Consider the following 13,906-nt stretch of genomic DNA (forward strand, 5'->3'; position numbering starts at 1 on the left):
CCCTTTCTTTTTATACTTATAGTATTTTTCTATAATCTCCTTTTAAAACATAATGATTATGAATTTGTTCTTTTCTCCAAACTATGCTAAAATATTGGAAAAGAGGAGGTATTATTATGTCAAACTATGTAGAAATGTGGAAATCTTTAGGAATGGATCTTGAAACTCACGATGCCCTTTGCCAAGTACTGCCGACGGCTTTTGGTGACGTTTACCTGTCCCAGAAAAGCCGTCCGGAAGCTATGAACTTTTGGGATTTTGTTGTCTCTGAAATTCATGGCATCCGCCCTTCTGAGTTAATTGAAGCTCAGAAAAATGGTCAGAAGGTATTCGGAACTTTTTGTGTCTATGTTCCTGATGAAGTTGTTATCGCTGCAGATGGTATCGTTACTGGTCTGTGCGGCGGCTCCCAGTTCTGGGTTCCGGATGGAGAAGCTGTTCTCCCCAAAAGCACCTGTCCATTAATCAAGGCTTCTGTTGGTGCCAGACTGGGCCGCACCTGCCCTTTCTTCCGTATCGCTGATATGTACGTTGGTGAAACCACCTGCGATGGTAAAAAGAAAGCCTGGGAAATCCTGGGACAAGATGTTCCCCTTCATATCATGGATGTTCCTCAGATGAAACGGGAAAAAGATATTGTAAAATGGGCTGAAGAAATTGAAGAATTTGCCGGGGTAGTAGAAAAACTGACTGGAAATACAATTACTCCTGAAAAACTGAATCACGCTATTAAGATTATTAATGAAAAACGGAAGGCTCTGGCAAGAGTATTTGAAGCCAGAAAGTCCAAGTTACTTCCAATCAGCGGAAAGGATGCTCTTTTAATGATGCAGATTGCTTTCTTTGATGATCCGGTTCGCTGTGCCCAGATGGCAAATAAGCTGGCCGACGAGCTGGAAGAGAGGATTACAAAGGGTGTATCCGTATTTCCTGAAGGTACAAAGAGAATTCTTCTTACAGGTACTCCGCTTGCTATTCCAAACTGGAAGCTGCATCATATCATTGAAACCAGTGGAGCTGCGGTTGTCTGTGAAGAAATGTGTACGGGAACCCGCTACTTTGAAAATTTGGTGGATGAAACCCAAACTACACTCAAGGAGCAGTACATAGCACTGTCCCAGCGTTACATGAAAACCAACTGTGCCTGCTTTACACCTAATACCGGACGTATTGATGATATTCTGCGGATGGCTAAGGAATATCAGGTGGATGGTGTTATTGATGTCAACCTCAAGTTCTGCTGCCTTTATGACACAGAGGGCTATACTGTGGAAAAGGCTCTCAAAGAAGCTGGTATCCCTGTTCTTGGTATCGAAACGGATTATACTGATACCGATGAACAACAGTTAAGAACCCGTATCGAAGCCTTTGTTGAGATGCTGGGGTAAGCTTTATGGCAGATACTACAGATCTGAATTACTATATTTTATTTGAAAATTATACGCATGGTCTGGCCCTTCAGGAACTTTTACAAAAGAAAGGACTTCCTTCTCGTATTGCACCAACTCCCCGGACAATCCAGGGAGAGCTTTCCTGCGGAATGTCTCTTTTGATAGAAGCTTCTGCCATCAAGGCCGTAACTGATTGTATCAAAGAACATAAGGCAAGATATTATTCAATTGTAGAAATGCCCTGCCAGATTAATCCCTACCGTGGAAAATTCTGCTGATTGGCAAAAAGGAGTTCTATGAAATACATTGGAATTGATATCGGTTCTACCTGCACAAAAACAGTAGTATTAGAGGATACAAATGAAATCCTTCTCCAGTTTGTACAGCCAACCGGCTGGAGCAGTGTAGATACCGCTAAAGCGATTGAGAAAGCTCTTTGGGAGCATCAAATAGATGTCTCAAAGGAATACTGTGTTGCTACCGGCTACGGACGTGTTGCTGTCCCTTTTGCAAACAAGGCTGTTACAGAGATTACCTGTCACGGAAAAGGTGCTCTCTGGCTGCAAAAGAGCTCCAGCTTAAACATTATTGATATCGGAGGTCAGGATACCAAAGTTATCTGCATGGAAAGCGGATCTGTCCGTGATTTTATCATGAACGATAAATGCTCTGCCGGTACCGGTCGTTTTCTTGAGGTTATGGCTAATATCCTTGCCGTAACTCCGGATGAGCTTTGCCGGATGGCCGCCTTTGGTGGCGATATTTCTATCAGTTCCATGTGTACTGTTTTTGCAGAGTCCGAGGTTATCAGCCTGATTGGACAGGGTGAGACAAAGGAAACCATCGCCCATGCTGTTGTGGAGTCTATTGTGCAAAAGGTAGCCTCCCAGACCAGTCGGCTGGACTTATCCTCTGCTCCGATTTTCTTAACTGGAGGACTATGCGATGTTTCCTATATCGTGGATGCTCTGTCACATGTCCTCCATGCTAAGGTAGTTTCCAGTCAGAATGGCCGTTATGCCGGTGCCATTGGTGCTGCCTTATGTGCCGCTGATCTAAAAAAGAAAGAAGGCAATCTATGATATACCTTGATAACGCAGCTACTACCTTAAAAAAGCCAAATGCCGTTATTTCTGCTGTTACTGAAGCCATGCAAAGCTTCGGAAACAGCAGCCGCGGTACCCATGAAAGCTCCTTATCTGCCTCCTTTACTATTTTTCAAACCCGAAAAAAGCTGGCCGAGCTGTTTGGCTGTCCGCTTCCAGAACAAACTGTTTTTACCTCTAACGCAACAGAGGCTTTAAATATTGCCATTCATGGGATTTTAGAAGCAGGCGACCATGTAATCACCACCGAACTTGAACACAACTCTGTTTTACGGCCCCTTTATCTTTTAGAGAAGGAACTTTCCCTTACTGTGGACTTTATCCCTACTGATGCCAAGGGCTACCCTGTTTATGAGGCTATCCCCTCTCTTATCCGTCCTGATACCAAAGCTATTATCTGCACCCATGCTTCCAATGTCACCGGAAATGCCGTTGATATTTCCCAAGTTGGAAAACTGGCTAAAAACCATGGACTTCTTTTTCTTGTAGATGCCTCCCAGACTGCAGGGCATCTTCCTATCTATATGGAGGAAATGGGAATTGATATTTTATGCTTCACCGGACATAAAGGGCTTATGGGTCCCCAAGGAACCGGAGGTCTCTGTATTCGTGAAGGCCTTCGACTCAAGCCATGGAAAGTAGGCGGCAGTGGTGTTCAAAGCTACAGTAAACCCCAACCGGAAGCCTTCCCTACCTGTCTGGAAGCAGGCACCCTAAATGGACATGGAATAGCAGGCCTTCAGGCAGCTGTGGATTTCATCCTTTCCACTGGCCTGTCTGTCATCCATGAACGAGAAGAAGCTTTAATGAAGCGGTTTTATCAGGGAATCCAGCACCTTCCCAATATTACTGTTTACGGTGATTTCTCTAAAACACGGACTCCTATCGTTTCTCTAAATATTGCATCTCTGGAATCCGGTCTTGTCGCTGACCTTCTTTGCCAGGAATATGAAATTGCTGTTCGTCCCGGTGCCCACTGTGCCCCCAGGATGCACGAAGCCCTCGGCACTAAGGCTCAGGGCTGTGTCCGCTTCAGTTTCTCCTACTTCAATACAGAAGCTGAAATTGATACTGCCATTTTTGCTGTTCGCAAGCTTTCTCAGAGGATTTAAAGCAAAAAATACCCCTGTAAAAGAGTATCGTTTTACAGGGGTACTAAAATCTCTCAAATTATTTCGCTACAATATTTACAATTCTTCCCGGCACGTAGATTTCCTTTATAATGTTGCCGGTCAGCTTATCACCCAGGGCTTCCTTAGCTGCTGCAATCGCAGTATCCTTATCTGCATCGGCAGGGATGCAAAGGGTAGCCTTAGTCTTGCCGTTAATCTGAGCTGCGATTTCGATTTCATCATCCTTCATCATAGCCTCATCATATTCCGGCCAGCTCTGCTCAAATACGCCCTCCGTATGACCAAGAGCCTCCCAAAGCTCTGCTGCCACATGAGGAGCAAATGGTGCCAGCAGGATAACTGCTGTACCCAGAGTTTCCTTATCAATACCTCCAGTTTTCTTAGCCAGCTCGATGAACTTATTGTTGTACTCCATGAAACCGCTGATAACGGTATTTAAGCTGAAGTTTTCCAGACGAGTCGTAATATCGCATACCATCCGGTGGCGAAGCTTTAACATATCCTTGGTTGCCTCTACATTGGCATCCTTGCTGTCCTGAACCAAATTCCAGAAACGGTTTAAGAAACGGTAAACGCCGTCAATACCTCTGTCATCCCACTCAGAATCCAGTTCTGGCGGTCCTACAAAAAGCTCATACAGACGCAGGGAATCACAGCCGTAATCGCGTACCAGATCATCCGGTGATACTACATTCCCTTTGGATTTACTCATCTTAATACCGTTCTTACCGGTAATCATGCCCTGGTTAAAGAGCTTTACAAATGGCTCATCAAAATCAACTACACCAATATCATGTAAGAACTTGGTATAGAAACGGGAATACAGAAGGTGAAGCACCGCATGCTCTACACCACCAATATACATATCTACCGGCAGGTACTTGTCTGCCTTTTCCTTAGATACCAGCTCTTCTTTGTTCTTGCTGTCTACATAACGTAGGAAATACCAGGAGGAGCCAGCCCACTGAGGCATAGTATTTGTCTCTCTCCTTGCCGGAGCACCACAGACCGGACAGGTTGTATTTACCCACTCAGGGATGTCTGCTAACGGTGATTCACCGGTACCCGTCGGCTGATAGCTCTCTACCTCCGGTAAAAGCAGCGGCAGCTGATCCTCCGGTACAGGAACGGCACCACAGTGCTCGCAGTGTACAATAGGAATCGGCTCACCCCAATAACGCTGTCTGGAGAATACCCAGTCACGAAGCTTGTAGTTCGTAGTTTTCTTACCGATACCACGGCTTTCGATTTCCCCTGGAGCATTCTTCTTAAGCTCTGCAGAATCTCTGCCGGTCCATTCACCGGAATTGATCACAATGCCGGATTCTGTATACGGTTCCGTCAAGTTCTCCTGCTCTTTTCCATCCGGAGAAATAACCTGAATAATCGGAATATTAAACTTGGTTGCAAATTCAAAATCTCTGTCATCATGGGCAGGAACACACATGATAGCTCCTGTACCATAATCTGCCAGAACATAGTCGGACAGCCAGATAGGAACCTTTGCACCATTGATTGGATTAATTGCATAGGAGCCAGTGAATACACCGGTCTTTTCCTTATCCTGCAGACGGTCTACATTAGACTTCATAGAAGCCTCATAAATATATTTTTCTACTGCCTCCTGGGTCTCAGAAGTAGCCAGCTCCTTTGCCATCGCATGCTCCGGAGCCAGTACCATAAAGGTAGCTCCGTACAGGGTATCCGGTCTGGTTGTATATACGGTGATGGCCTTATCCGTTCCATCTACCTTAAAATCAACCTCTGCACCATAGGACTTGCCAATCCAGTCAGACTGCATCTTCTTAACCTTCTCCGGCCAGTCAAGCTTGTCTAAGTCATCTAACAGACGATCTGCATATTTGGTAATCCGAAGCATCCACTGCTTTAAATTTTTCTTGGTTACATCAGCACCGCACCGCTCGCACTTACCGTTGACAACCTCTTCATTTGCAAGACCTGTCTTACAGGATGGACACCAGTTAATTGGCATCTCCTTTTCATAAGCCAGCCCCGCCTTAAACATCTTCACAAAAATCCACTGAGTCCACTTATAGAACTCTGGGTCTGTAGTATTTACCTCCATATCCCAGTCATAAAGGGCAGCGATTTCATTAATCTGCCGCTTGATATTAGCAATATTGATTGCGGTAGACTTTGCAGGGTGAACACCCATCTTAATTGCATAGTTTTCTGCCGGCAGACCAAAAGCATCCCAGCCCATTGGGTGAATGATATAATAACCCTTTAACAGCTTATAGCGGCTCCATACATCACTGATTACATAGCCTCTCCAGTGACCTACATGAAGACCATTGCCGGACGGATATGGGAACATATCCAGACAATAATACTTTGGCTTTTTGCCATCATTTACGTTGACCGGGTTCTTTTCCCAAGTCTCACGCCATTTTTTCTCTACTTCCTTATGTTTATAAGGTGTTGCCATAAAAAATTCCTCCTGTTTGTTGTTGAAAAAATAAAAAGCTCCGTCTATACAGGCAAAGCCCATAGAGACGGAGCATATCCGCGGTACCACTCTACTTCGTAAGACTCCAACAGCTGCTGGCAGCTTCTGCACTCTTACGCACTCATATTTTCTGTAACGGGAAATCCCGCTTTCTCCTACACACAAATACTGCTTCAGAAAAAGAGCTCCAAGGCGAGTTCAGGACTTCCTATGCTGCTGCCTTACACCCGCCGGCAGCTCTCTGAAAAAGCCTTCCATCCTTACTATTCCTTATCCCAGCCATTCACTGAACATTATTCTATCGCAATCTTCTTTCCTTGTCAAGCCGTTACTTCTGTTCTCCAGAAAGCCTCTTTTCATATTCGTCAAAAATATAATCCAGAACTCCGGCATGACCAACAAATTCACAGCCATACTTATATTTTCCATCTTCACACAGCTGGTTGCGAATAATCTGCACTACACAGTTTAAGCTGGAATCCATCTTGTCTCCCAGTACCAGACGTGCATTGAAATAGTAACCAACCGGAAGAATACTGCTTGACCTAAAGCCAATGCCGCTCTTAGATACATCAATAACCTCAATCGGTGCGTGAACATTGTCTACCTTTACATTATCCTGCTTAAACAGAGAAGATATATCCAGATATAACTCTGCCGGCATTCTTTTATGTCTTCTTTTTTCCTCCATTACCTGCTCCTCCTTCTATTTACCCGATGGTCTTATCCGTAGTACTATTTTACCCCATTTAGGAGATCAGTTCAAGAAGAATTTTGTTGATTACAGCCGGATCGGCCTTTCCCTTCATCGCCTTCATGGTTTGTCCGGTCAAAAAGCCCATGGCCTTGGTTTTTCCATTCTTATAATCCGTTACGGACTGAGGATTTTCTTCCATAATCCGCTGTATCGTCTCTCTTAAGGCCCCTTCGTCACTGACGGTTTTCAAGCCCTTTTCTTCTACATAGCTTACCGGATCAATATTTTCGGCAAAAATCCGTTCAAAAACCTCCTTCGCCACCGTACCGTTGATTTCCCTGGCCTCCACCAGTTCAATCAGGTCTGCCAGATGCTTGGGTGAAAAGGAAATATCCTCGGCATCCATGTTCCTTTCCTTTAACAGCCGCATCGTTTCTACCATCAGCCAGTTGGACACCTTTTTTGGCTTGCCGCACAGGGTGGTTGTTGCTTCAAAGATGTCTGCCAGCTTCTTTGTTCCCGTTAAAATAGCAATATCATATTCCGGAATATCAAATTCCCTTGCATACCGCTCCATTTTTTCATCACGAAGCTCCGGCTGGCGGCCCTTAATTTCCTCAAGCCACTCATCGCTGATAACTAAAGGCATTAAATCCGGCTCCGGAAAATAACGATAATCCTTGGCATCCTCCTTAGAACGCATCGGATAGGACATCTCCTTATTGTCATCCCAGCGTCTTGTCTCCTGTACCACTGCCTTTCCATCCTCCAGAAGCTCAATCTGACGCTCTCTTTCACCCTCGATAGCCCGACGGATCGCCTTAAAGGAATTTAAGTTCTTCATCTCAGTTCTTGTGCCAAAATCTTCTGCCCCTATTTCCCTTACCGACAGGTTGACATCTGCACGCATGGAGCTCTCCTGAAGCTTGCAGTCAGAGGCTCCCAGATACTGGATAATCAGTCTCAGCTTCTCCAGATAGGCAATTACCTCATCTGCAGAACGCATATCCGGCTCTGATACGATTTCAATTAACGGTACACCGGAACGGTTATAATCTACCAGGGAGCAGTCACCCCATTCATCGTGAATCAGCTTTCCTGCGTCCTCCTCCATATGGATTTCATGAATGCCGATAACCTTTTTCCCTGCCCTAGTCTCTATCTCAATCCCTCCATTTCGGCAGATTGGCTCATACAGCTGGGAAATCTGGTAGTTCTGTGGATTATCCGGGTAAAAATAATTCTTTCTATCAAATTTACTGTACCTTGTAATTTCACAATTTGTTGCCAGCCCCACAGCCACAGCATGCTCTACCACCTTTTTATTAAGAACCGGAAGAGAACCAGGCATACCGGTGCAGACCGGACAGGTGTGAGCATTCGGTGCTCCGCCAAACTGAGTGGAGCAGGAGCAGAAAATCTTTGTTTTGGTCGCAAGCTCCACATGAACCTCCAGACCAATCACGGTTTCATACTGTTTCATCCTATTCTACCTCCTGTCTCTTTAAGGTCTGTTCTAACGTATAGGCTGCCTGTATCAGCTTCTTTTCTTCAAATGCATTGCCAATCAGCTGCAGACCTATCGGCAGATTATTTTTGCCTACACCGCAAGGCAGACTGACAGCCGGAAGCCCCGCCAGATTCACCGATACGGTGTAAATATCGCCCAGATACATCTTTAATGGATCCTTTAGACTTTCTCCCAGCTTCGGTGCCGTTGTCGGTGCCACAGGGGAAAGTATCATATCATAGCTTTTAAAGGCCTTATCAAAGGCTTTCTTTATCAGTGCCTTCGTCCGCAGAGTCTTCAGATAATAGGCCTCATAGTAGCCAGAGCTTAAGACAAAGGAGCCCAGCATGATTCTTCGCTTTACTTCCTTTCCAAAGCCCTCGGAGCGGGATTTTTTATACATATCGTGAAGCCCGTCGAACTCCTTTGTACGGTAGCCATATTTCACGCCGTCAAACCGCTCCAGGTTGGAGCTTGCTTCCGCAGAGGCAATGACATAATAAGCCGGTATTACATACTCTACAAGGCTTAAATCAAATTCCTCCACAACAGCCCCACACTGCTTCAAAAGCTCTGCTGCTGCCAGTACAGACTCCTTTACCTCTTTATCCAGCCCTTCTCCAAAGTAATCCCTTGGAATGCCGATTTTCATCCCTGCCACATCATGAATCAATGCCTTGGAAAAATCAGCTTCTCCCCGTTTTACCGAGGTGCTGTCCTTCTTATCGTGACCGGCAATAGTCTCCAGAATTACCGCACAATCCCTGACATCCTTGCCAATCGGCCCAATCTGGTCAAGGGAAGAGCCGTAGGCCACCAGTCCATACCGGGACACGGTACCATAGGTCGGCTTAATGCCTGTTACACCGCAGTAGGCACTTGGCTGCCGGATAGAGCCGCCGGTATCTGAGCCAAGGGCAAAAAAGCATTCCTCTGCTGCCACTGCTGCACAGGAGCCGCCAGAGGAGCCACCCGGTACATAGTCTGTATTCCTTGGATTTCTCGTAACACCATAGGCTGAGGTCTCCGTTGTGCTTCCCATGGCGAATTCATCCATATTGGTTTTACCAATAATAACGGCTCCGGCTTCCGTAAGCTTTTCTACCGCCGTTGCCGTATATACCGGTATAAAATTCTCCAGTATTTTTGAGCTGCAGGTTGTCTTCATTCCCTTCGTACAAAGGTTATCCTTTATCGCAACCGGAACCCCTGCCAGGGGATGGGTTAGCTCGCCTGCTTCAATCCTTTTCTGTACCTCTTCTGCCCGCTTCAGGGCATCTGCTTCATCAACGGTAACATAAGCATTGATAACTTCTTCCTTTTCCTTTATCCTTGCAAGTACGGCCTGCATGGCTTCTACTGCCGTTACTTCACCCTTTTTAATCTTCTCTCCCAGCTCCACAGCTGTTAATTCCGTCAGACCCACGTCATTTCCTCCTTTCTGCTATTCCACTGTTTTTGGTACTACAAAGCTTCCGTCCTTTTTTGCCGGTGCATTAGCCAGAATCTCCTCCCGGCCTCCGGCATACGGTACTACCTCATCCTCGCGGAATACATTTTCTACCGGAAATACATGGGACATCGGTTCTACCCCTTCCGTATCCAGCTCATTTAATTTATCAATATAGTCTAGCATCCGTTCCATATCGTGCTTTGCCTCTTCACTTTCCTCCGGTGTCAAGGATAGCTTTGCAAGAATGCCTACATACTCCATTGTTTCATCTGAAATCTGATTTGCCATTTTTTCTCTCCTTATGGTTCTAATCTGTTTAAATCTCTTGGGAACATCGTAGCCTCCCTTACATTGTCTTCTCCTAAAAGCTGCATGGTAAAACGCTCTAAACCAATACCCAGGCCTCCATGCGGCGGCATGCCATATTTAAAGGCCATCAGGTAGGTTTCCATACCCTCAGATGTCATGTCACGCTTTTCTATCTTCTCCATCAGCATTTTATAATCGTGAATACGCTGACCGCCTGTGGTAATCTCCATTCCCTTAAACAAAAGGTCAAAGCTTAAGGTAAAGGTCGTATCCTCCGGGTCATCCATCGCATAAAAAGGTCTTTTCTTAGATGGATAATGGGTTACAAACACAAAATCCGAAGCATATTCTTCCTTAAAGTAGCAGCCTATCAGATGCTCCTCCTCCGGCTCTAAATCATAAGGGTTACGGATAGGCCGGTTATATTTTTCCGAAACCAGCCGTTTCGCGTCATCAAAGCGTACCCTTGGAATCTCCCTTATCTCCGGTAGAGCAATCCCCAGAATATTAAGCTCCTTAGCATACTCCTTTTGTAAAAGCTCCATCGTGTATTTTAAAAAGCCGGTTTCCATTGTCATGATATCCTCAAAGCCACTGATATAGCCCATCTCAAAATCCAGACTAGTATATTCATTTAGATGCCGCTTTGTATTGTGCTTTTCGGCACGAAATACCGGTCCTGTCTCAAAGACTCTGTCATATACACCTACCATCATCTGCTTATAGAACTGTGGGCTCTGTGCCAGTACGGCCTTTTTCCCAAAATAGTCCAGCCGGAACAGGTTAGAACCACCTTCAGCTCCTCTGGCTCCCAGCTTTGGTGTACGGATTTCTGTAAAGCCCTCCTGATAGAGAAAGTCACGGAAGCCCCGCACAATTCCCTCCTGTATCTTGAATTTCGCTCTCTCCCGGATATTCCGAAGAGTTACCGGCCGTAGGGAAAGCTTTGTCTCCAAGGAGGTATTAAGCCTCCACTTTCCAATCGGAACTGGCATCGCCTCTGCCGGCATAGATAAGAAGGTTATCCTCTGTACCTGTATTTCTGCTCCCTGTGGTGCCCTTTGCTCCTCTATTAAAACCCCCTCAACAGTAACGCAGGCTCCCTCCCTGATCTGTTTTTCTACCGCCTCCATGTCGGAGTGCTTCAGGACACACTGTACCAGCCCTTCCCTTCTTCTAAGAATTACAAAAATTACCTCGCCCATATCCCGGACATTATGAATTGCTCCATTTACAGTAACGATTTCTCCAAATGCTTTTTTCATAAATTCCATTTTCTTTCCCTCCTGAATCTGTTAAAATATGGATAAAATGAGTTGTAAGGCAAATTTTCCTATCGAATAAAAAAATCCCGGAGTATAAAACTCCGGGACGGTTTATCAAAATAATCCGCGGTACCACCCGCATTGGAAAGCTTCTTTGCTTTCCCACTTTCATGCACTTAACGCGTACCACGCACAGACCTACTTAAAGTTCAGCCTGCGAGCTCAGAAGTGTTCCTCCTCCCACCTAGCATCCATAGCGGGCTCTCAGTCGGTGGCACCACTTTCCTGTCTTACAACGCACTCAGTAGGACTTAGTCTTCGTCATAGCCGATATTCAAATTTATTTATTTGATAGATTACCACATGCATTTTTAAATTGCAAGCATTTTTTCAAATTGTTTGTTCTATAAAAAAACTATTCGCTTTAATTTATAACTAATGGCTTTTTTTTAATAGTTTCCGTATATTTTTTACATTTTTTGACATGATAATATAATAATAGGCTAATTTGTAACTTAATACTGGAGGAATAATATGAATTACTTGTCGATGGGAAGCCGAATTCGGGAAGAACGGTTGAAACTTAATTTGACTCAAGAGCAGTTGGCTGAAAATGTACATGTTTCTTCCGCCTATATAGGACAAATCGAGCGTGGTGAACGAAGTGTTTCTCTTGATGTTCTGCTCGAAATTGTTAATGCTCTGGGAGTTACTGTAGATTACCTGTTAGCAGATTCCTACACAGGAAAATACACAAATTCTGTGGTCGCGTACTCCTTGTACCGCCTGTTGGAAAATAGGGATCCGCGAGATATAGACGCTGCCTTTTCGCTTATCAAGACTCTTTTTGACAGTCTGGAGACCTATAAGCGTCGCCCATGGAGCAATAGCTCCTTTAGTTCTACCAAGGAAAAGGGCGAAGGCAAGCAGGATTTATAAACAAATTAGTGAGTTCACACCAAAGAGCTACCGCAGTATACACCGCAGCAGCTCTTTTTAATTTTCTATATATCGGATTTTCTGGCGATACAGCCGGATAAAAAATACTGTACTTAAAATCACTGCCACAATTTCTGACAATGGATAGGACCACCATATCTCATCCAATCCAAAATTAATTGCCAGGAAATACGCTACCGGCAGAATCACAACTAGCTGACGCACAACGGAAACGATAAGACTGTATACACCATTTCCAAAGGCCTGAAATACAGAACCGATAATAATATTATAACCGGCAAAAATAAAGCTTATGGAAACAATCCGAAAGGCTGTTACCCCTATCTCCAGCATATTTTCTGAGGCGTCAAACATCCCCAGCAGCTTATCCGGAATTGTCTGGAAAATAATAATTCCCAGTATCATAATAGCCGTTGCTACCGCAACACTCAGCTTAGTCGTATCCAAAATCCTCTTTTTATTCCTTGCACCGTAATTATAGGCAATAATCGGTATCATACCGCTGTTAAGGCCAAATACCGGCATAAAGATAAAGCTGTTCAGCTTAAAATAAACTCCGTATACAGACACTGCCGTTGATGAAAACAGCAACAGTATTTTATTATAATAATAGGTCAGAATAGAGCCAATCGCCATCATAATGGCTGACGGCACACCTACCGTATAAATAATACTGATAATTCGCAAATCCGGCTTAAATCCACGGATACTCAGATGAATTTCCTTGTTTTTCCACAAATTCAGGCAAAGACTTACCACCATAGATACTAGCTGTCCCATAACTGTCGCTATCGCCGCACCTGCTACTCCAAGCTTTGGCATCCCCAACAGTCCAAAAATCAAAATCGGGTCCATAACAATATTGGTCAACGCCCCGCTAATCTGGGAAATCATGGAATAAAAGCTGTTACCGGTTGCCTGTAAAAGCCTCTCCTGAGTAATCGCAAAAAAGAGCCCCATAGATACAATCAGTACAATCGACATATATTCTACGCCGTATTCTACAATCTCAGCTACATCTGTCTGGCTTTCAAAATAGATTCTAGAGCCAAATACACCGAATATAGCAAAGGCAATATAGCTTACCAGAGCAAGAAACAGACCATTTTCTGCTGCCTTATCTGCCTCTTCAAATTTTTTCTCTCCCAGGCTTCTGGATAACAGGGCATTAATACCTACTGCTGTACCCGAGGCTACTGCAATCATCAGATTCTGTATCGGAAAGGCCAGAGATACTGCCGTCAGTGCATTTTCACTGATTCTTGCAACAAAAATACTATCTACGATATTATACAGAGCCTGCACCAGCATGGATATCATCATCGGCAGCGACATACTAACCAAAAGCTTCGGCACTGGCATGACACCCATTTTATTTTCTGCTATCTTTGGTTCACTCATAAAAATCTCCTATTTGCTCTTCTCATCATCTCAATTTTCGCTAACCTTTTTATTATACCGTAATTCTGAGAGAAATACAAGAATTTCTTTAAATTACGCACGACAAACGCATGAATATGTTCCTCAACCACGCCTATGCACTAAGTTCAAAATAAAGTGAACCCATTTGTCAAGACACTTTTTTCAAAAAATTAAGTTGGATTTCGGAAGG

Annotated in this window: 12 protein-coding genes and 1 other annotated feature; of the genes, 5 read left to right on the plus strand and 7 right to left on the minus strand. The window is 44.5% G+C overall.

Annotation, left to right across the window (positions count from 1 at the left end; translation table 11 throughout):
• Positions 1-116 precede the first annotated feature (116 nt).
• From ASU35_RS13000 to ASU35_RS13015, 4 genes are read left to right on the plus strand one after another with little or no spacing between them, the layout of a single operon-like run.
• On the plus strand, positions 117-1,388 hold the full coding sequence (locus ASU35_RS13000; RefSeq protein WP_058353431.1) for a double-cubane-cluster-containing anaerobic reductase: 1,272 nt from the start codon (positions 117-119) through the stop codon (positions 1,386-1,388).
• Between the two features lie 5 nt (positions 1,389-1,393).
• Positions 1,394-1,669 carry a putative Se/S carrier protein gene (locus tag ASU35_RS13005; protein WP_058353432.1) on the plus strand — a complete coding sequence of 92 codons (276 nt, stop codon included), beginning with the start codon at positions 1,394-1,396 and terminating at the stop codon, positions 1,667-1,669.
• 18 nt (positions 1,670-1,687) lie between these two features.
• A complete protein-coding gene (locus ASU35_RS13010) occupies positions 1,688-2,473 on the plus strand; it encodes an acyl-CoA dehydratase activase (protein WP_058353433.1) in 786 nt (261 codons plus the stop codon).
• A complete protein-coding gene (locus ASU35_RS13015) occupies positions 2,470-3,609 on the plus strand; it encodes an aminotransferase class V-fold PLP-dependent enzyme (RefSeq protein ID WP_058353434.1) in 1,140 nt (379 codons plus the stop codon). The genes ASU35_RS13010 and ASU35_RS13015 overlap by 4 nt, the downstream gene beginning before the upstream one ends.
• A 58-nt stretch (positions 3,610-3,667) precedes the next feature.
• Here ASU35_RS13015 and leuS read toward each other — a convergent pair whose 3' ends face one another.
• The 6 genes from leuS to aspS all read right to left on the minus strand — a co-directional run bounded on the left by leuS (position 3,668) and on the right by aspS (position 11,343).
• Complete coding sequence (gene leuS / locus ASU35_RS13020; RefSeq protein ID WP_058353447.1) at positions 3,668-6,079, minus strand: leucine--tRNA ligase; 2,412 nt, start codon at positions 6,077-6,079, stop codon at positions 3,668-3,670.
• 60 nt (positions 6,080-6,139) lie between these two features.
• Positions 6,140-6,386 (minus strand) — a binding site (T-box leader).
• 42 nt (positions 6,387-6,428) lie between these two features.
• Positions 6,429-6,791, minus strand: coding sequence for a PilZ domain-containing protein (locus tag ASU35_RS13025; protein WP_058353435.1), 363 nt, complete (start codon positions 6,789-6,791; stop codon positions 6,429-6,431).
• A gap of 58 nt (positions 6,792-6,849) precedes the next feature.
• A complete protein-coding gene (gene gatB / locus ASU35_RS13030; protein ID WP_058353436.1) occupies positions 6,850-8,280 on the minus strand; it encodes an Asp-tRNA(Asn)/Glu-tRNA(Gln) amidotransferase subunit GatB in 1,431 nt (476 codons plus the stop codon).
• Position 8,281: 1 nt separating this feature from the next.
• On the minus strand, positions 8,282-9,733 hold the full coding sequence (gene gatA / locus ASU35_RS13035; protein ID WP_058353437.1) for an Asp-tRNA(Asn)/Glu-tRNA(Gln) amidotransferase subunit GatA: 1,452 nt from the start codon (positions 9,731-9,733) through the stop codon (positions 8,282-8,284).
• 18 nt (positions 9,734-9,751) lie between these two features.
• Positions 9,752-10,048, minus strand: a complete 297-nt coding sequence (gene gatC, locus ASU35_RS13040) for an Asp-tRNA(Asn)/Glu-tRNA(Gln) amidotransferase subunit GatC (protein WP_058353438.1) — start codon at positions 10,046-10,048, stop codon at positions 9,752-9,754.
• An 11-nt stretch (positions 10,049-10,059) separates the two neighbouring features.
• Positions 10,060-11,343 carry an aspartate--tRNA(Asn) ligase gene (aspS, locus tag ASU35_RS13045; protein WP_058353439.1) on the minus strand — a complete coding sequence of 428 codons (1,284 nt, stop codon included), beginning with the start codon at positions 11,341-11,343 and terminating at the stop codon, positions 10,060-10,062.
• Positions 11,344-11,868: 525 nt separating this feature from the next.
• Between aspS and ASU35_RS13050 the strand changes: the two genes are divergently transcribed.
• Entirely contained in the window at positions 11,869-12,273 is a 405-nt protein-coding gene (locus ASU35_RS13050; RefSeq protein ID WP_083504303.1) for a helix-turn-helix domain-containing protein, read from the plus strand.
• 57 nt (positions 12,274-12,330) lie between these two features.
• Here ASU35_RS13050 and ASU35_RS13055 read toward each other — a convergent pair whose 3' ends face one another.
• Positions 12,331-13,695, minus strand: coding sequence for an MATE family efflux transporter (locus tag ASU35_RS13055; protein WP_058353440.1), 1,365 nt, complete (start codon positions 13,693-13,695; stop codon positions 12,331-12,333).
• Between the last annotated feature and the right edge of the window lie 211 nt (positions 13,696-13,906).

It is taken from the genome of Acetivibrio ethanolgignens, assembly GCF_001461035.1.
Taxonomy (GTDB): domain Bacteria; phylum Bacillota; class Clostridia; order Lachnospirales; family Lachnospiraceae; genus Velocimicrobium; species Velocimicrobium ethanolgignens.

Bases quoted from the DNA above. Each gene is read 5' to 3' on its own strand.
- ASU35_RS13000 (WP_058353431.1), top strand. From the start codon at position 117: ATGTCAAACTATGTAGAAATGTGGAAATCTTTAGGAATGGATCTTGAA.
- ASU35_RS13005 (WP_058353432.1), top strand. From the start codon at position 1,394: ATGGCAGATACTACAGATCTGAATTACTATATTTTATTTGAAAATTAT.
- ASU35_RS13010 (WP_058353433.1), top strand. From the start codon at position 1,688: ATGAAATACATTGGAATTGATATCGGTTCTACCTGCACAAAAACAGTA.
- ASU35_RS13015 (WP_058353434.1), top strand. From the start codon at position 2,470: ATGATATACCTTGATAACGCAGCTACTACCTTAAAAAAGCCAAATGCC.
- leuS (WP_058353447.1), bottom strand. From the start codon at position 6,079: ATGGCAACACCTTATAAACATAAGGAAGTAGAGAAAAAATGGCGTGAG.
- ASU35_RS13025 (WP_058353435.1), bottom strand. From the start codon at position 6,791: ATGGAGGAAAAAAGAAGACATAAAAGAATGCCGGCAGAGTTATATCTG.
- gatB (WP_058353436.1), bottom strand. From the start codon at position 8,280: ATGAAACAGTATGAAACCGTGATTGGTCTGGAGGTTCATGTGGAGCTT.
- gatC (WP_058353438.1), bottom strand. From the start codon at position 10,048: ATGGCAAATCAGATTTCAGATGAAACAATGGAGTATGTAGGCATTCTT.
- aspS (WP_058353439.1), bottom strand. From the start codon at position 11,343: ATGGAATTTATGAAAAAAGCATTTGGAGAAATCGTTACTGTAAATGGA.
- ASU35_RS13050 (WP_083504303.1), top strand. From the start codon at position 11,869: ATGAATTACTTGTCGATGGGAAGCCGAATTCGGGAAGAACGGTTGAAA.
- ASU35_RS13055 (WP_058353440.1), bottom strand. From the start codon at position 13,695: ATGAGTGAACCAAAGATAGCAGAAAATAAAATGGGTGTCATGCCAGTG.